15 protein-coding genes are annotated in these 17,949 nt (G+C 37.3%); 3 read left to right on the top strand and 12 right to left on the bottom strand.

Features of this window, described 5'->3' with window-relative positions; all coding sequences use genetic code 11:
- Positions 1 to 521 precede the first annotated feature (521 nt).
- The 7 genes from ACIFPW_RS21875 to ACIFPW_RS21845 all read right to left on the bottom strand — a co-directional run bounded on the left by ACIFPW_RS21875 (position 522) and on the right by ACIFPW_RS21845 (position 7,978).
- Complete coding sequence (locus tag ACIFPW_RS21875; RefSeq protein WP_165996196.1) at positions 522 to 875, bottom strand: hypothetical protein; 354 nt, start codon at positions 873 to 875, stop codon at positions 522 to 524.
- A 943-nt stretch (positions 876 to 1,818) separates the two neighbouring features.
- On the bottom strand, positions 1,819 to 2,757 hold the full coding sequence (gene bla, locus ACIFPW_RS21870; protein WP_430247137.1) for a class A beta-lactamase: 939 nt from the start codon (positions 2,755 to 2,757) through the stop codon (positions 1,819 to 1,821).
- A gap of 290 nt (positions 2,758 to 3,047) precedes the next feature.
- Entirely contained in the window at positions 3,048 to 4,088 is a 1,041-nt protein-coding gene (locus ACIFPW_RS21865; RefSeq protein WP_430247136.1) for a DUF1835 domain-containing protein, read from the bottom strand.
- Positions 4,089 to 4,136: 48 nt separating this feature from the next.
- Complete coding sequence (locus ACIFPW_RS21860; protein ID WP_430247135.1) at positions 4,137 to 4,274, bottom strand: hypothetical protein; 138 nt, start codon at positions 4,272 to 4,274, stop codon at positions 4,137 to 4,139.
- Between the two features lie 307 nt (positions 4,275 to 4,581).
- Entirely contained in the window at positions 4,582 to 4,947 is a 366-nt protein-coding gene (locus tag ACIFPW_RS21855; RefSeq protein ID WP_430247134.1) for a hypothetical protein, read from the bottom strand.
- Between the two features lie 255 nt (positions 4,948 to 5,202).
- Positions 5,203 to 6,873 carry an ATP-binding protein gene (locus tag ACIFPW_RS21850; protein ID WP_430247133.1) on the bottom strand — a complete coding sequence of 557 codons (1,671 nt, stop codon included), beginning with the start codon at positions 6,871 to 6,873 and terminating at the stop codon, positions 5,203 to 5,205.
- Positions 6,866 to 7,978, bottom strand: a complete 1,113-nt coding sequence (locus tag ACIFPW_RS21845; RefSeq protein WP_430247132.1) for an SIR2 family protein — start codon at positions 7,976 to 7,978, stop codon at positions 6,866 to 6,868. The genes ACIFPW_RS21850 and ACIFPW_RS21845 overlap by 8 nt, the downstream gene beginning before the upstream one ends.
- A gap of 504 nt (positions 7,979 to 8,482) precedes the next feature.
- On the opposite strand from ACIFPW_RS21845, the gene ACIFPW_RS21840 reads away from it, so the two are divergent.
- On the top strand, positions 8,483 to 8,779 hold the full coding sequence (locus tag ACIFPW_RS21840; protein ID WP_194218881.1) for a hypothetical protein: 297 nt from the start codon (positions 8,483 to 8,485) through the stop codon (positions 8,777 to 8,779).
- Positions 8,780 to 8,846: 67 nt separating this feature from the next.
- Here the strand turns inward: ACIFPW_RS21840 and ACIFPW_RS21835 are convergent, their stop codons facing one another.
- A complete protein-coding gene (locus tag ACIFPW_RS21835) occupies positions 8,847 to 9,569 on the bottom strand; it encodes a YebC/PmpR family DNA-binding transcriptional regulator (protein ID WP_194218880.1) in 723 nt (240 codons plus the stop codon).
- Between the two features lie 204 nt (positions 9,570 to 9,773).
- Here ACIFPW_RS21835 and ACIFPW_RS21830 point away from each other — a divergent pair, with 204 nt between their 5' ends.
- The gene (locus ACIFPW_RS21830) at positions 9,774 to 10,790 is read left to right on the top strand and encodes a P1 family peptidase (RefSeq protein ID WP_430247138.1); all 1,017 of its coding nucleotides are present in this window, start codon (positions 9,774 to 9,776) and stop codon (positions 10,788 to 10,790) included.
- A 38-nt stretch (positions 10,791 to 10,828) separates the two neighbouring features.
- Here ACIFPW_RS21830 and ACIFPW_RS21825 read toward each other — a convergent pair whose 3' ends face one another.
- The gene (locus ACIFPW_RS21825; RefSeq protein WP_430247131.1) at positions 10,829 to 11,587 is read right to left on the bottom strand and encodes an SDR family NAD(P)-dependent oxidoreductase; all 759 of its coding nucleotides are present in this window, start codon (positions 11,585 to 11,587) and stop codon (positions 10,829 to 10,831) included.
- Between the two features lie 96 nt (positions 11,588 to 11,683).
- Here ACIFPW_RS21825 and ACIFPW_RS21820 point away from each other — a divergent pair, with 96 nt between their 5' ends.
- Positions 11,684 to 12,052, top strand: a complete 369-nt coding sequence (locus tag ACIFPW_RS21820) for a MerR family transcriptional regulator (protein WP_430247130.1) — start codon at positions 11,684 to 11,686, stop codon at positions 12,050 to 12,052.
- A gap of 66 nt (positions 12,053 to 12,118) precedes the next feature.
- Here the strand turns inward: ACIFPW_RS21820 and ACIFPW_RS21815 are convergent, their stop codons facing one another.
- Genes ACIFPW_RS21815 through mngA form a run of 3 tightly spaced genes read right to left on the bottom strand, consistent with a single transcriptional unit; the run spans position 12,119 to position 17,823 of the window.
- Positions 12,119 to 13,225, bottom strand: a complete 1,107-nt coding sequence (locus ACIFPW_RS21815) for a glycerate kinase family protein (protein ID WP_430247129.1) — start codon at positions 13,223 to 13,225, stop codon at positions 12,119 to 12,121.
- Positions 13,226 to 13,241: 16 nt separating this feature from the next.
- Entirely contained in the window at positions 13,242 to 15,857 is a 2,616-nt protein-coding gene (mngB, locus tag ACIFPW_RS21810; RefSeq protein WP_430247128.1) for a mannosylglycerate hydrolase, read from the bottom strand.
- 22 nt (positions 15,858 to 15,879) lie between these two features.
- The gene (gene mngA / locus ACIFPW_RS21805) at positions 15,880 to 17,823 is read right to left on the bottom strand and encodes a PTS 2-O-a-mannosyl-D-glycerate transporter subunit IIABC (protein WP_430247127.1); all 1,944 of its coding nucleotides are present in this window, start codon (positions 17,821 to 17,823) and stop codon (positions 15,880 to 15,882) included.
- Between the last annotated feature and the right edge of the window lie 126 nt (positions 17,824 to 17,949).

Below are 17,949 nucleotides of genomic sequence, written 5' to 3'. Positions count from 1 at the left end.
CTGGCAAGTCTTTTTTTTATGCCCTTATTAAAATAAGTGCAGGACTCTGCATTTTTCTGTCGCAAAGGTCTGCACTTCTATATTGCAATAAACATTTTGCCAGACATTCCTTCCATTAACCCCCAACTCCTTTTTACACAAAGTCAAATGAAACCTCTAAACCCACCTATATAATACCAATTATTTCAAACAAAACCGGATAACTCAATCTTTAATTCCAGTTAAAAGGAGCTTATCTTGTTATAGATAAGCTCCGAGATAATGGAATATCGTCATTTTCCAGCCACTGACGTTAATGCACCGATGGTAACACTTGCCATTGAGAGAGCAATAACTTGATAGCTATAAGAATAATCTTCTACAACCTTCGTTCTAACTTGTTCGGGTGTTAAGTACTGTTTTTTCGGTTTTCATAATTTCTACAGGCAATTTAATTCCCCCTAATAATTTTTTCTGATATGTTAACGACTATTCAATATATAAAGGAGAATTTTATAAAACAAAGTAAACCATTTTTAAAATTAGTTAGTTTTTTTCCTGAAATTCATCATTATTAAAAATGCTAATATGAGGTAACCGACCAAACCTACCAACATAGGAAGTAATGCTTGTTCTTCACGGAGGAAATCAAAGTTTCTCAGTACCCCTGCAGCTAGAATAGCAAAAGCGATGGCAATTAATACTAAGATTAATTTGTATTGTTTTCTTGAGGGGGAATCACTTAATGGATATATCATTAATATAACTACCAAAGAACCTACAAAGTAATAGTTTAAAGAAATCATTTCCGCACTTAGCGATTCTACATTCATCAAGATAGCTATTTCTGTAGCTGATGCACCTATTATTAATAGAAACCATTTAAAATATTTCATAGCGCCTCTCTTTCCAATATTAAGATCTTTGGAACCTTATTTGAGTTTTCTTTCTTCATATTAAACCACCCAATTCATTAAAATATCTCGGAATTAAAGCTTCGCCTTTGCTACGTATACCTCTAATACCAATTATTTCAAACGCACCTACATTACTCAATCTTTATTTCAAATTAAAAGGAGCCTATCTTATTACAGATAAGCTCCGAGATAACTGAACAAAGGACTTTATCCAATATTCTTGACTTACACCCGATTGTTAACGAACATCTTAGATCAGGAGTATAAATACGGGTACACCAAGAATAAAAATTGTACTTACAATTAATAAAGTGAAATACTCTTTTTCCTTGTAAATTAACATTTCAATGACCTTAACTAAATTGGATAAGCCTAAAGAGAAGAGCATACCAAAAAGCAATAAATTCATATTGTTGGCTAAAGGAGTAAAATTTAATAATGCAGATATAGACATAACCATAACCCTAACAGCGAAATACAATGTAATTACGGATAAGAAAGCTTTAATAACAAAAAACAACTTACTTTTTCTATATTCCTCTCCAATCTTGTTTAACATTTTCAGTTTAACTCACCCCTTCCACAATCTGACTTTAAACTATATGGAGCGCTTACTTTTTATTAAGCAAATGCTCCGAGATTGTTGAAGAACTTTTGAGATTGGTTCCCCTACTCTATTTCAATATACCCCAACATAAAGCACTTGTTTGTTGAATAAAGTTTTCTGCAACTTATTCTTATTATTGTATTGACTTCCAAACCAGTATTTTATGATAAATAAGAAGAATCCATTTTGAAAAAAAATGATCAAAATGGATTCTTTTTTAGCATATTTAAGTTTTGGTTTTATAAAAAAGGTTAATTATTTTCAACCTTTGACCTTAAACAACAGTGTCTTTTTGTTGAAGAACGTTTCGGAAAATCACTTGAAAGCATTCAGTGCGACCTTGGCTGTCTTTGCTATAAGATCATTATTATAGGAGGCATTCTTAGTATCACGGGTGGATAGAATCGCGATGATGATGGGATCTCTATTCGGCGGCCAAACGATAGCAATATCGTTTCGTGTTCCGTAGTCTCCTGCTCCGGTTTTATCGCCTACCTCCCATCCTTTAGGTACAGCCGCACGGATTAGTTCGTCTCCAGTAGTATTCCCCCGCATCCAATTTGTTAGGATTGCACGCTTACCATTCGGGAGAACGTCGTCGACCGTGAAAGCCTTCAAATTGGTGGCAAGTGCTCTTGCTGTACTTGTATCACGGATGTCTCCTGGGATGGCACTGTTCAAATCAGTCTCAAAGCGATCAGCCTCGGTGACATGATCGCCGATTTGCCTTAGTGCTTTTTCGAAGCCGTTAGGTCCGCCGAGTTTCTGCAATAAAAGGTTCCCTGCGGTATTATCGCTGTATCGGATAGCAGCATCGCAAATTTCTCTAAGGGTCATCCCCGTGTCCACGTGTTGCTCTGTAATTGGCGAATACGTGACTAGGTCATCTTTGGTGTAGGTGATTACCTCGTCAAGTTTTTCAATCGAGTTTTGCTGTAGCACTAACCCTGCGGCCACAGCCTTATAGGTGGATGTGTAGGCGAACCGTTCATCAGGTCGATAGACGACCGTGCGATTTGTACTGGTGTCAATAGCATAGACGCCGAGCCGAGCATCAAACTTTTTCTCAAGCTGCATGAACTTTTGGCCAGTCTCATGACTTGATTTTTGTGTTTGTTCTACTTTTTCTTTTGCCTCGGTCTGCTTTAATCCGTCTCCAAAGAGGCTTAAACTTATAAGACTTAAACTTAGTAGCCCAACACTCAGCCATATTTTTACCATGCTTAAACTTTTCAAAATGACCAGTCCTCTCATGTTATGAGTAGTTATTAGTACGCTGACAGTTCTATACTAATTTGCCGAGGTAGAAGCCCCACCAGCTAGTCCAGAAAACCACTTTCAGCTTTGTAATAAGTCATAATACTATATTCAATTATTTCATCAGCAACTAGATGTTTTTGTATTCCTGCTAATGCCTGTTCTTTAGATAACACTTTAAAAAATCCTGCCTTAAACCTTCATAAAGAGCGCTTACCTTTTTTCAACAATTGCTCCGAGTTTTTTGAAGACTCGTTATCAAAATAATCTATTAAGTTAATAAGATTTTATCTGGGTCTCACACTATAATACCTCATAGCTTTTGGAATACCCTTGATGTCAAAGGCTCCATCTAATATTAAATTTCTTAACCTGTACTCAATATACTGATCACCGATATATTGATCTAGATGTCCGATGACCTCTCCAATAACTCGGGCTGATTTCATAAATTCATCATGCTCTTGCTCGTTATGTAACCTTTTGGCTACATTAATTATATAGTCATCGTAATAGGCTTCATCAACACTGCATATCTCACTATTTTTCCAAATCCTAAGAACTTCTTGTTTAGTAGATAACGCTTCCCATTCCTCCTCAAATTGTTTCCTTTCATCTTGAGACAACGGTGAATTTTTCCTATTGTTTTTATAAATCAACTCTAATTTCTCAGGTGAAATTTCCCCTGTATGTAACAAAGTATATTTCGTATCTGTTGTATCGAATAGATCTTTAAATTTTGTAGTTGCATCTATTAAAGAGACATCATTATTTTTTCCTTTTAAAAGATAAAGAACGTACCTTAGAGCTGTTTGTTCATGTGCGTTATGACCCACCCAGAAAATAATTGGCGTATTTTCTGGGATAGCGCTAATTTTTAAAGTCGCATCGTTGAAATTCTCTTGATAATTATCTATATCTTCATCATCAAAATTTATATAATTCTTTAACCATTCATACCTTTTTCTAAGACCATTCTTTTCATGTAATCGCCACACTGGACCAATAGATAACAAATCTGAAAAGGAAATGATTTTCTCGGTATCTTTTAACTTCATTTTTTTAAAAACTATGTTTAAACTTCCTGAAAGAGAAGCACCAAAAACAATATGAACTGCTTGATACTGGGTTACATCTTCCCTGTTGATTTGACTTGTTTTATACTCCAGAAACGAGTTACAAGCCATTTTCAAATCCTTCACCAGTTGTGTATCAGAATATTGCTCTACTTCTTCAACCATATTAATCCTTAATAAAATTTGAAATAACAATGATTTCACTTCTTGTTCAGTAGAACTTTCTACAATTTTTTTAAATTCATCAATCAACCTAGTTGCCTCCATCCCATTTCTTCATTATGAATTAAGCTTACCTTATTACACAAAAGCTCCTAATATAATGATGGAAACAGTATGTTTAATCTTTAGGTTCTCTACCATTTTTCTTTTTTGTTTCACAAGCGAACCTGCAATAGCAGCAAATATATCCCCAATCAAAGTGAAAACCGCACTCATTCTTATCATCCTTTCTATAACAACCTTATTCCGTTTTCCTGACCTATTTCCTAATTCCAATTATTTCAAAACCCAACCACTTACTCAACCTTATCTTGAAAGAAAAGACGTAATTCCTTAGTGCGGAATTACGCCCGATAAATGGAGATGGTTCTTTAACCTTTACCCTGATATGATATTACAGAATTGCTCCGATTTAATAGAACAATGGACTCAATTTAATAGTTTTGAGTTGCCCCCGTTAGTTGGAGTATATTCGTTCAAACACTTAAATACTTTATTTAATTTAATCGTATCCAAACAGAATCTAAAAAAGTTTTGTATTGCTCTTTATCGCGGTTATTGATACTGCAGTTAAACAACAAATTCCTAAACCCGTCAAACCATACTGACAGTAACTTTTTTTAAGTTCACTATTTCTAATATCTTCTCTTTCAGCATTATCTTCTGCTTTATCATACATCTTATTTACTGTTTCTGCTCTTTTTCCCATTCCATATCTAATGGATTTTGAAAAATCTTTTCCTAAATCTGATACATACTTTATTGATTCCTTTAATGATTCTGAATGATTGTCAGTAAACTCTCTTGCAGTATGTACTGCCTTTTTCTTAAAGTTCTCTTTTTTTCCCTTTTGTTTATCAAATGAAAACACATTTTCGCTATTGCCCACATTTAAAACCCCTTTCTATTTTTCATAAGTGTATCTATACTACGTTCTGTGCAATAGAAGGTTTCAAATTTTTGTTGCTTGATCGCTACTATTGTCGGAACTCCTTGTTCCTCAATCCTTCCTGTTATTAACTTAAACAAAAAGGAGCGTAATCCTTTTTAGGTTAACGCTCCGAAATTCATAAAGACTCAAATTCGAGGTAATTTGACCAATGAAGTCTGATCCTGCTTAGTCAACTTCCCTTATTTATTGATCCTACGGTTGTACTTTTAATTCTAGTGGCACAGGGATAGAGTCCCCTAAAAATAAGGCAGTGCCCGTAGGTAATGAAGAGAGTCTCGAGATTTGCAATTCTGTTATATAAGGATTACTTTTACGTATAAATTCTAGATCTAAATTATTTTTCATTCTATGCAAAATAAAATTACCGCATTGTGACACTACTGTTGAAGATAATTCATGTGGTTGCTGACTGCAAACACATAAGTAAATTCCAAATTTTCTTCCTTCTCTCGCTATTGTTTCAAATATATCAGTGACTATGTCCTCACCTATTTTGGATTTTCTAATATATTTATGAGCTTCATCAAAGATGAAGTTGATTCGTTCATGTTTCTTACTTGCTTTTTGTTTTTTAAACGCTATACGCAATATTAAATGAGTTATAAAACGCAATGTATCATCAGATAAATGATTCACCTTTAAAATTTTAGTGGCCTTATCAGTAAATATATTATCAAAATTTCTTCGTTTTCTCATATCATTTTCAAAATATGTTTTAAAGTGAGATATCAGTAAATCAATCCTAGTCATCATAGTCTGACAATGTGACCGTACTTGCAAGTTACCGCGTGCCTCTTCTATTGTTAAAGCGATGTTTATACCTTCTTTTAGGTTCTCAATCTTAATTGATGGATTATTATCTCCGAGGTATTTGTTGATTATATACTCTTCACCTTGTGTTATTTCCAAGCCTGTTAGTTCGAGGAACCTTTCTTCCAACCCCTTCATTAGAAGGTCAGACTTATCAAACTTCCCATAATTCAGATCAAAACTCTTTAAAGCACTTTCAACATTATTGTTACTAATTGTTTTAGCATATCTTCTTACAAAGACCAATTTTGTTGATGCGGTTTCAATATTTGAATTAAACGCTGAGTGACTAATGAATGCTGCTAAATCCTCTAAGATATCACCATTTAAATGTTGGGCATATTTAATACCATTTATTAAAATGGGAAGTTGGACTAACGAGGAAGGGTTAATTAAGTTTATCCAGTCTTCTATAGCTACATAGGCTGGATCTATTGAAACCTCTTCAATGGGCATTTTGTAGGTGCTTTCGATGTCATACTCGTCATGTACATCAAATATTATGGAATTGAAATTTTCATCTTTTTTTAACGTCTCTTCAATGATTTTCTGAACTGTTGTAGATTTGCCTGAGTTAGTATTCCCAAAAATAGATACGTGACTAGAGAAAAACATTTTCTCGTCAATTGTTGGAGTTAAAACTTCCATTGATTTTATAGAACCTATGTTTATTCCCTCTTGAGAACCTGAAAATGTTCTTTGCATCTCTTCAAGACTAGATAGATAAGCATAGTCACCTACCATAGGGAAAATACTCACACCAAAATCTACTTTATCTGCTGTCATTTCAGATAATGGTATAGCATCAAAAACAATACTGTTTTTAAATTTAGAGTAATCATTTGAATTATATACTTGCTCTTTTTCATATACTTTTACAACTTGATAAATTAAAGTATACTGCCTAAAGCTATCATAGAGGCTAACAAGACTCCCCACGCTATTCAAATCATAAATTTCCCCTTTATAGTTAAAGGGGAGTTGATTTTTAATTATTTCACATGAAATTTTATTGGCCGTGACTTCTAATACTTTTGCAAAATGCCTAGACATCTTGATTCCCCTTATTCTTGTATAAAATATTATCTACTAGAAATGAAAGGTAATGTACTTTCGACCCACTAGAAGTATCTCCACCAATGATATGCAAATTATTTTTATTTTGGTTTCGATTATAAAACTGATTTAACCCTTCTTCTTTTAAATCTCCAAATATAATTAGGTTAAATGTTTCATTTGATAAAGCTTGTTGTATTAATTGATTAATATGTTCATCTGGAAAACCATAGCCCATAATAACCATTGTAGTGTCAGGTTTTTGTAGATGCATAGAAAATTCTCTAAATAATTCAGAATATGGTGTCTGTAAACTTTGTGTATGTTTATCGATTGTAGGATATATAACTGATTCCTTACCTGCGCCAAAATTAATATTTCCAATTTTCTCAGATATTCCTTCTTCTTCAAAAGACCAATTTATTGATCCATGTAATTTATACAATCTGGCAAAACGTGATACCGGATCCCATTTTTCACGGTATCTATTTTCATCATCTACATATCTTAGTCTAAAAACAGAAGGATCAAATAGCCTATTTACTACACCACTGAACCCGTTTATGTAGTGAGCACTAATACTTTCAAGAGTTCGTTCGACTAGTAAATCGTAGTTTGTAGTAAACAAATTTAAAGGTTGGTGTTTAGAGTCTTGTCTAACACTAAACAATAAGTTAAACAACTTAGCATATGTGTTTATTGCTGTTTTCTCATCATCTTCTTTTGTGTTAATAATAGAATCTTTTAATTCTTTTAATAGACCATCATATAACTTGTTATACAATTCGTAGTCCTCTTTTTCTTCACTTAAAAATTCTAATCCAGCATTTAACCAGTTTAAACATGCTTCAATATTTTTATTATCTGGATGAGCATACTCTCCAAGTAAATCAATATTTTCCAATTTATCTTTAGCATCCTTAAAAGTTTTTCCCATAAGCGGGATTGCATCAATTGAGCACCCCGAGCCAATAAACAAACTAATATTTCTACTTAATAGAAATGGTTTTAAACGATTTGATATTCTCACTAACGATTCCTCAAAATCATTTTTATAATCTGAAGTGCTTTCTCCTTCAGTCTCTTCGTTTAATATATACATCAATTCATCCCCATAACTTTCAAAGGGTATCTTCTCACCATGTGATGGAATTATAAAATTACTGTTTGAATTGATATAGTACGGGTATATTTTTGTAATAATACTCATCCTAACTTGAAATTTTATATGTATATAGATACCTCATTATAACCTGTCAAACTACCAACATCATCCAATTTAGCAAATTCAATAAAAATATCAATCCAATTATTTCAAAACCAGTACCTCTATTCAATAATTTCACTATCTAAAATCTAGCTAAATAAGATTCTTTATAATAATATGGGGGACATTTTATTTTTATCTCGAAATCAAGTCTTCCAGAATCCTGCCCTTTAACTGAACAACTACTTCTATTATCCTCATCACCAATATTAACATATTATTCCACAAAATCACTGAACTCCCCTATTCACAAAACATATTTTCTAATAAACTTCGGTTAGAAACATTCAAAAAAGAAAAGACTAGAAGCATTCTATTGTATTGGGAAGGAATTTGGTCATGACATTTCCTGTTATTCATACAAACTTCTGGGACGCTGTTCTTGCGGTGCCTGTAGTGATGATTCTGACACAATTAATCAAGATTCTCACACCTATACCTCGTACCTTTGTTCCAACACTAGCGATCATTCTAGGACTTGTGATCTCAGTCTTTTATAGCCATCCTCATCACCTTGTAGCTGGTATCTTTATGGGTTATTTTTACGGATATGCAGCGATTGGAAACTATGCATCTTTAAAGACATCGCTTCTAGCATTAAAAAAGAAAAGAAGAAATAAAGAACATTTTTCATAATCGAATGTCAATCCATATTAAAAGAGCGGACCTCCGAAATCCGGAAGCCCGCTCTTTTGTCTTTGTTTTATTCTTCGCCTAGTTCAACGTTATGATATACCTGTTGCACATCTTCTAATTCTTCAAGCGCATCGATCATTTTCAAGAACTGCTCCTGATCTTCTCCAGCAAGCTCAACGTCATTTTGGGCAAGCATCGTAAGTTCAGCTACGGTAAACTCAGTAATCCCCGCATTCTTAAATGCTTCCTGCACCGCATGGAACTGGTCAGGTTCAGCATAGACGATAACAACCTCATCTTCTTCCATAATGTCACGCACATCTAGATCTGCTTCCATTAACAACTCAAGTACTTCATCTGCTGATTTGCCTTCAATTCCGAATACGGCTGTTGAGTCGAACATGTAGGCAACTGAACCGTTCACGCCCATGTTTCCACCATTTTTCCCAAATGTTGAACGAACGTCAGATGCCGTGCGGTTTACGTTGTTTGTTAACGTATCAACGATCACCATGGATCCGCTTGGACCAAATCCTTCATAACGAAGTGTGTCGTAATTTTCATCTGCTCCGCCTTTCGCTTTTTCAATCGCCCGGTCAATGATTGCTTTTGGTACGTTATATGTTTTCGCACGTTCGAGAACTAAGCGAAGAGCCTGGTTAGCTACTGGATCCGGTTCACCCTGCTTTGCTGCTACATAAATTTCACGACCAAACTTTGCATAAATTCGACTTGTATTCGCATCTTTTGATGCTTTCTTTTCCTTAATGTTATTCCATTTACGGCCCATTCTATTTCACTCTTTTCTACTAGTTATCTGTTGCATGACAAATTCAAATTACTCTCTATACGTCTCGTCAATTATACCATATTTTACAGTTAACATTTGCTTTAGGGACTTGGATGAAATAGAAATAATAGTAAACTAATAGAAAAGAGGAGTGATCATTTGAGTCAGAAAAGATTGCGAGATTACGGAGTTACAATCGGGGAAATGGAGCCTGGCGAAAAAAATGCGATTACGGACGTGGAAGGAGTAACCGTCGGACATACCACTCTGAATAATGGGGAGGTTCAAACTGGCGTAACAGCGATCCTACCGCATCAAGGGAATCTGTATCAGCAGAAACTAATCGCATCCAGCTATGTTCTTAACGGGTTTGGTAAAACAATGGGAACCATTCAGCTGAATGAGCTTGGTACGCTTGAGACGCCAATTATCTTAACGAATACATTAAGTATCGGAACGGCTGCCGATGCGGTGTTTGATTATATGTTGGAACAAAATCCTGAGATTGGCAACACGACCGGGACGGTTAATCCTATTATCGGCGAATGTAATGATATGTTCTTAAATGATATTCGAGGGCGTCACGTTCGAAAGCATCACGTTCATGAAGCAATCGCAAATACTTCTAGTACATTAGAGGAAGGCTCTGTTGGAGCTGGGAGAGGCATGCTATGCTACTCGTTAAAAGGTGGAATTGGCACTGCTTCAAGAAAAATAAAACTCCAACATGGGAGCTATACCATTGGTGTCCTTGTTGTCACAAACTTTGGTATTCTTCGTGATCTGCACGTGAATGGAAAGAAAGTAGGCAAGAAGTTAAAAGAAGCTCTTCTTCATTCATGGGAAGAAAGGGATAAAGGGTCCATCATGGTGATTGTTGCAACAGATCTTCCCGTTTCTGAAAGACAGCTTCATCGCATTATTAAACGGGCTTCTACAGGTCTTGCAAGAACAGGATCGATTATCACAACAGGTAGTGGTGAGGTTATCATTGGGTTTTCCACCGCTAACACAGTCTCTCATCAATATAAACCGCAAACTCAATATCTAGAAAACATTCATGAAGAAGAAATCGACACCGCTTTTCGTGCCGTTGGGGAAGCGACGGAAGAAGCCGTTCTGAATTCGTTAGTAACCGCCACAAATGTGATTGGACGAAAAGGGAATGAGAGACCAACGTTAATGGATTTACTTCAGAAATTTAGTATGAAACTTACATAAAATAAAAATCCTCCCGTCATCACGACAGGAGGATTTTATTAACGGTTGAGTGCTACATAAGGATAGATTGGGTTTTTCAATTGGAATTCATACGTATTGCCATCAACGATTCCAACGACCTTATTGCTATCGTAAAGATCTAGCATAAAGTCTGCCATTTCTTTTGCTGTATGGAACTTTGGCACAGTCCCTTCATATTCGAAATTATCTACATCCATTGAACGGTTTGCAAATTCTGTCTCCGTCGCTGCAGGTGCCAGAACTTTAGCCTGCATTTTTGCTCCCTGTCCTTGAAGCTCCTGAGCAAGTCCTTCTGTAAAGGCACTTACAAAGAATTTCGTTGCACAATACGTCACGGCATCGGCTACGATCGTATAGCCTCCACCAGATGAAACGTTAATCAATTGCGTTCCTTCTACATTCGCATAGTCACGAACATACAAGGACGAAAGAATCGTTAACGCCTCATTGTTCAAACGAAGCATTGTTTCAATTTTAGGAAGCTTCTGCTCACCAACTGGATCGAAATTACCGAATCCTGCATTGTTAATAAATGTTTCAATTTCAATATTTTCTAAGCTTTCATAAAATGCGTAAACATTATCATTCAAAGATAAATCTGCTTCACGAATAATCACATCAAGGTCAGAATTGATTTTGTGTACTTCGCTTTTCAACTCTTCTAATTTGGCTGTGCGACGCGCAGCAATGACAAGGTTCTTCCCTCTTGCCGCAAACGCTAGTGCAGCTTCATATCCAATACCTGAACTTGCTCCTGTAATAACGGTGTACTTCATGCCAATCCCTCCACTTATTCATTATGATACAATCTTATTGTAGACGTTTGAGTGCACTCTAAGTCAAACGATAACTAAAAAGTAAGAGGCGATTGAATGTACTCGATAAGTGAAATAGCCGAAAAGGTTGACATAAGTGCTCATACCCTTCGTTATTATGAAAAAGAAGGAATCATTAAGCCTGTTCGTAATGATAGTGGTGTTAGACAATTCGACGAAAAGCACTTGCAATGGTTGCAATTTGTTAAGAAATTAAGAGAAACCCAAATGCCCGTATCCCAGATCAAAGAATATACGCGGCTATTTCTAAAAGGAGAGCACACGGCGAATGCCCGTCTTAATCTTCTTGAAGAACACCAGCAGTATATTCGTGATCAAATTGAAACACTGCTCGCGACGGATGACATGTTAACAAAGAAGATTTCAACTTATAAAGAACTCATGAGAGAATCTTTAGTTAAATAATGGAGAGAAAAAACCGATTCCTTTCTTGCGTTAGAAAGGAATCGGGCTTTGATCACTATTCATCGTTTACTTGTCTCTTTCGCTACTCCAAATGCGCATTACTTGTTCAGCTGAAAAAGCAAGTTGTGCTTTCGCGATGTCTGGTTTAAGCGCATGTTGTAGTGAATGGCATCCCTGCTGTATCGAAACAACTCCAGTTAATTTCTCATATAAGTTATGCACTGGTTCAACGACCTGTCCTGCTAATGCAATGCAAGGAACACGATGCTTTTTGGCTAGTTCTCCAACACCAGCCGGTACTTTCCCATAAGCCGTTTGACGATCGATTTGCCCTTCACCAGTAAAAGCAATGTCCGCGACAGACAGCTTTTCCTCTACTTTTAAAAGTTGAAGCATCCACTTTATACCAGGTACATAAGTTGCGCCAAGAGAATAGAGAGCTCCGCCAATTCCACCGGCTGCACCAGCACCTTTTTGTCGTTCGGATATAGAAAGAAGGTCTGCCACTCTATGAAGGGCAGCATCGTAAGAGGGAATCTCTTCTTTCTTCATCCCTTTTTGTGGTCCAAAAACATAAGCCGCTCCACGTTTTCCTGCGTAAGAATTATCTACATCTGTCACCAAATAGAGGTTAGCGCTCAGCTTCGTGTTACTTTTACGGATCGTCATCGTATGTTGCAAAGGGTTATGGAGGAGTGGCAGTTCTTTACCGGAGTGATCTAAACACGTATATCCAAGTGCTTGTAACATTCCAAGTCCTCCATCCGTAGTACCAGTCCCCCCGAGAAAAACGTAAATGTCACTTGCGCCTTTGGCCTCTGCATCCTGAATTAATTCACCGACACCGTAGCTTGTTAACAGTGAAGGTTTAAGTTCTTCAGAAGAGATCAAGTGTAATCCAACTGCTTCAGCTGATTCAATATAAGCAGTTTGACCCGCTCGATAATACCGAGCATCCCTTAACTTCCCGTCTAGCTGATGAATCTCCGCCGTCTCGAACTGTCCGGGAATTGTCTGGATTGCCTCTAGTGACCCTTCTCCTCCATCTGCCACAGGAATAACTTCAACGAAACTATTTGGGAAGACTCTCTTAACACCTACCTTAACTGCTTCACCTGCGTCCTTCGAGGAAAGAGAACCTTTGAATGAGTCCATTGCAATCAATACATTCATTTCTCCACCTCCCTGGCTATTGAATCAAAAAGCTCTTCACCTGACTAGGTAAAAACAATATGTTGGATTCTTTGTGTTGATTATCAACCCTAACTTCATTTAAATTCGCTTCCCTCACTTTATAAATAGTGGGATGATCTAACCTAATCGTTTGATCTTGACGAGAAGGATTATAATATCGAATGATGAAAGCATCTTCAGATTCAGCCTTTTTCAACGTACTCATCACTAGCTCTGTTTCTTCAAAAGAAAACAAACTGAATTCAGAAGGAACTTGAACATTTTCTTGATTCAACTTCATTGCATTATGCGGGATTTTGTTATACGAAAGAAAAGGGCTGACATATCTTTTCACACATTGGGCTACTTTAGCTGCATCTCGATTTCCTTCCACATATGCGAATCCAAAGTCAAAGGTATATTCGCCAAGCATTTGTGAATCAGGTGTTGGTAATTTGATTCCTGATGGACGCCCTGGACGTCGAACAAGCTCTTCCTTACCAAGAACACCAACGCTTCTAAAGAGCGTGAGCGCAATTGTATCAAAACGCTCTCCAATAATCTCATATTCTCTCACGCTGTTTGTCATGACCACGGCTGTTTTTTTCTCATCTTCTAGTCCCACATAACTAAGGAAAGGATAAATCGCATCCGGTCGCTCATCCCAACCTTCTTTTTCCCAAACGGCCATTCCATCATCAATGACTTTTCGTTCAATCGTTCCGAACTGTTGATCTGCAAAGGAAAATGAGCTAGCAATCTGTGTTGGAAGTAAGACGCGAATTCGGTGATCCTTCACATTATTAATCACATTACAGGAAACCTCTATAACGTTACCTTTGATTGGAATTGTAAGCTCAATGTGAAAATCAACTGTAGCAGAACTTTTACCATTCTGCTTCCTCGCTTCAAGATCTGCTGGTAAAATCCATTGATAAGTGATAGTAGCACGATGAGTCTGTTGGGTTGACTGTAAGCTTATTTGAGCATCTTTTATTTCATCGACACTAAAGCGAGGTTTTTCACCTTCTAATGGCGAGAAATCATATTCATCTCCATCATCTCCAACATTCTCAAGCCCAAGAACGCCTACATGGGTTTGACCTGTCTCTTTATCCGTTAGTGATAATGTACCGTTTTGTTCAAATTGAATAGAATAGGCAGCTGTTTCAACAGTATGATGTTTTTCATTCGGAAGAACTAGCTGATTTTCATTCGATTCGACCACATAATAAGTTTGATAGCCGATGCCAGAAAGTTTTGTTTTCACTTCAATTGTAAATTCCACAAATGGATCATAGTTTCCGTAATGCACGATTTGTCGGTCAATTAAACCGGGATCAATAATTTTTGTAGAAAGAATTTCGTATTCGAGTTCTTTTCCGTAGTCGTCTATTAGTTTAAATGAACTAAACTTTGTCGTGACAGTCGTTGTTGTTACTTCTTCGCGTTCCTCAGGAAGAAGGTTAAAGAAAACAAGACGATCCTCTTTTCGATCAGTATTGATATGGTCTGTGATTTTACGTTTATAGAAATCGATTAAACGATCTGTCCGTTCTTCAGCATTCTGGAAACGCGCCATAATCTCCGCATGAACTTTATCAGAGCAGCAGCATCCGATACTATCATGTGCATGGTTTTTCATAATTTCTTTCCATATCGGCTCAATTAAACCGTGATGATACTCAAATCCTAGTTTGTAGGCGAGTGATGCTAAAGGTTCTAGATGATTCGTAAGTTTATTCTCGATGCGTGTATTGGCCGCTTTAATATCCGCACGCGTAGAATAAATGCTCCGGTGGACGCGATGGTATTTACCGTGAAGAAACTCTCCGTAAATCTCATCAAGGCCTTCATTTTTCTCGATTCTCTCAAGCAAATCTTCATATCGGCTTAAGAAAAATTCTCTTTCTGGATAAAGCTTTTCTAATACGGAAATGACTTCATATATATTTTGCTGGATGGGCATCTGATCATGTCCATTTGGTAACAGAACGTCATCGCCAGTTGCCCCTCGATCGAGCACCGTAAAGTATTTATCCATTCTTTTCTGTAGTGCTTCCTCTTCTTCTGGTAAGTACTTTCCAATAGCGTACCCGAGCGGCATGAGTTGAACAAGAACTTTTGAGTCACCAGGAGCCGACCAGTAGAATTCAGTTTTATCTGTTCCGTGATTTTCAGAAGTTCCTCTCCAGAAAATTGAATATATAATGTCAAACCCATTCAGAATTTGTGGCATTTGCGCAGACCGTCCAAACGAATCGGGAAGGTAGCCAATTTTCATCGGCTCCCCAAATTCTGCACTGTCTTTCATACCGTAATAAAGATTTCGTACAATGGACTCTCCCCCAACAACCATCTCGTCCGTCTGCGTGTACCACGGACCAATAATCAACTTACCTGCTTGAACAAGTTTCTTCACGCGTTCTCTTTGCTTCGGACGAATTTCAAAAAAATCCTCTAAAATCGCTGTTTGTCCATCTAATACATAGTAAGGATAATCAGGATCGTTTTCTAATCTTGTTAGAATCTCTTCCATATTATTTACGAGTAAAATCCGTGATTCTTCTGTTGAAAAATACCATTCTCGATCCCAATGCATGTGAGGGACGATGTGGACGTTTTTTGTCATAGCTGCTCACCTCATTTAAAAATTATGCTGCTTGTTGCTTTAATGCTTTTTCATATCCATATTTTTTGATCTTTTGTTTTCTCGTTAAGATAAGAAGGATCGTTGAAATGGCTGCACCAATTACTGCGGCACCAAACCAAATGACTGCATTCATAACCCCGCCCGTTCCTCCTTGAAGGAGAGCAAGTGAGAAAATACCTGCGCCAGGTACGTTTAACCCGATATTCGCTACAGAAATAATCGCTCCGGTCACCGCTGATCCCGCTACAAGTGAAGGAATAACGCGTAATGGGTCATTAATCATAAACGGAATGGCTCCCTCCGTGATTCCTGCTAAACCAAGAATCCACGTCTGTTTTCCAACAGCTTTTTCACTTTGACTAAACGATTTATTTGCAATGATGGTAGCTGCTGTAACGGAGAAAGCGGAAACCATTTTTACTGAAGCGAAAGTGGCATAAGGAATAAAGTTACCGCTCGCCATGGCTCCAATACAGAATGTGTATGCGGCTTTATTGACTGGACCGCCTAAATCAAAGGATACAAAACCTCCAATCAATGCTCCTAGAATAATCGCATTCGTTCCTGTCATACCATCAAGCCAGTTAAGTAGAGTTTCATTTAGCCACGTAACTGGCTCGCCAACGACAAATAACATAATTAAAATGGTGATAAGAGAACCGAGCACCGGATACACCCAAAAGCTTACAAATCCTGCAAAAGTACCACTAGGCTTAATTTTTTGCTTCATGTATTTCAGTAGATAACCAGCAAGGAAACCACCAAGCATCCCACCAAGGAATCCGCTTCCAATCATATTGGCCGCGACACCAGCTGCAAATCCAGGTCCGAGACCAGGTTTATCCGCGATAGAGTATGCCATGTAGGCAGCAAGGATCGGAACCATTAGTGTGCTAAGTAACAGTCCACCTAACGTTTTAACCTGGAATAACCACGATCCCTCGGTTGCTAGCACATCTTCTAACCCAAATCCCTGCGCAATAAGCGTTGCAAATGCTGAAATCATCCCACCTGCAACGATGATTGGAATAATGTACGAGATTCCCGTTAGAATTGAATCTTTTATTTCGGTTTTAAAAGGTTTGTTGTCTTCATCTTCACTCATCTTATCTAGATGTTCCGTGTTTGAAGTGGAAGATTGTTTCTTCTGAAGGACTTTTTCAATTAATCCTTTGCCGTCTTTCATAGGGGAAGCGACATTCGTTTTCACAGTTGGTAAGTGTTTGAAGCGTCCCTGGTCCTTTACAGCTACGTCATTTGCAAAAATAACACCAACTGCTTCACTTAAGTCTTTCTTTGTATGACGACCTTCGATGCCATTGGCACCTTGCTTCTCTACTTTCATTCTTACATTCAATTCTTTTGCGGCCTTCATAAGTGCCTCTGCTGCCATATAAGTATGAGCAATCCCTGCTGGACAGGCCGTAACACCTAGCACAAGCGGTCGAGTCTCCTTACTTGTGACTTCTTCCTCTTGCGGTTTCTCTTCAGCGTCACCAAGAGCCTCATATAACTCATTTGCTGTTTTCATTTTGACTAATTGATCTTTATAAGTTGAATCAGATAGGCGTGTGACTAACTCTGCTAAGAGAGAGACATGTGTTGATCCTGCTTCCGCTTCAGGGATAGCCAGTAGAAAAACCAAATCAACCTGGTTTGTCGGATCCACACTTTCCCAATCTTCTATTGGTTTACTTACTGTCGCTACAGCGAAGGCTGCCTCTTTAACACCTTTCGATTTACCGTGCGGAATCGCAAGTCCACCTTCAAAACCTGTCGGTGAAAGCTTCTCTCGTTCTAACACAGCGTTGAAGTATTGATCTCTATCTGATAGCTTTCCTACTACTTCCAGCGCTTCAGTTAATGATTCAATCGCTTCACGTTTTGTAGCGTAATTTTGATTTATCTTAATTAAATCGAGAGAAGTGACGTTTTGTAGATTCATTTTTTTACCTCCCCATCAAGTAATCGCTTACAAATTCATCATAATTGTTTTAAAGGTTCGAATCGCCATTTTGTTAGCGCATTCACAAAAACTATTAGAAATAGATAAGAGGCTGGGACAAAACCC

Source organism: Pseudalkalibacillus sp. NRS-1564, assembly GCF_050467905.1.
Classification (GTDB): domain Bacteria; phylum Bacillota; class Bacilli; order Bacillales; family Guptibacillaceae; genus Guptibacillus; species Guptibacillus hwajinpoensis_B.
This window is presented reverse-complemented; position numbering and strand designations above follow the sequence as displayed.

Excerpts from the sequence above, each read along its gene's own strand:
- ACIFPW_RS21845 (WP_430247132.1), bottom strand. The coding sequence starts at position 7,978 with ATGTATATATTAAACGAAGAGACTGAAGGAGAAAGCACTTCAGATTAT.
- ACIFPW_RS21875 (WP_165996196.1), bottom strand. The coding sequence starts at position 875 with ATGAAATATTTTAAATGGTTTCTATTAATAATAGGTGCATCAGCTACA.
- ACIFPW_RS21830 (WP_430247138.1), top strand. The coding sequence starts at position 9,774 with ATGGAGCCTGGCGAAAAAAATGCGATTACGGACGTGGAAGGAGTAACC.
- mngA (WP_430247127.1), bottom strand. The coding sequence starts at position 17,823 with ATGAATCTACAAAACGTCACTTCTCTCGATTTAATTAAGATAAATCAA.
- mngB (WP_430247128.1), bottom strand. The coding sequence starts at position 15,857 with ATGACAAAAAACGTCCACATCGTCCCTCACATGCATTGGGATCGAGAA.
- ACIFPW_RS21820 (WP_430247130.1), top strand. The coding sequence starts at position 11,684 with ATGTACTCGATAAGTGAAATAGCCGAAAAGGTTGACATAAGTGCTCAT.
- ACIFPW_RS21825 (WP_430247131.1), bottom strand. The coding sequence starts at position 11,587 with ATGAAGTACACCGTTATTACAGGAGCAAGTTCAGGTATTGGATATGAA.
- ACIFPW_RS21835 (WP_194218880.1), bottom strand. The coding sequence starts at position 9,569 with ATGGGCCGTAAATGGAATAACATTAAGGAAAAGAAAGCATCAAAAGAT.
- ACIFPW_RS21860 (WP_430247135.1), bottom strand. The coding sequence starts at position 4,274 with ATGAGTGCGGTTTTCACTTTGATTGGGGATATATTTGCTGCTATTGCA.
- ACIFPW_RS21850 (WP_430247133.1), bottom strand. The coding sequence starts at position 6,873 with ATGTCTAGGCATTTTGCAAAAGTATTAGAAGTCACGGCCAATAAAATT.
- bla (WP_430247137.1), bottom strand. The coding sequence starts at position 2,757 with ATGAGAGGACTGGTCATTTTGAAAAGTTTAAGCATGGTAAAAATATGG.
- ACIFPW_RS21815 (WP_430247129.1), bottom strand. The coding sequence starts at position 13,225 with ATGAATGTATTGATTGCAATGGACTCATTCAAAGGTTCTCTTTCCTCG.
- ACIFPW_RS21840 (WP_194218881.1), top strand. The coding sequence starts at position 8,483 with ATGACATTTCCTGTTATTCATACAAACTTCTGGGACGCTGTTCTTGCG.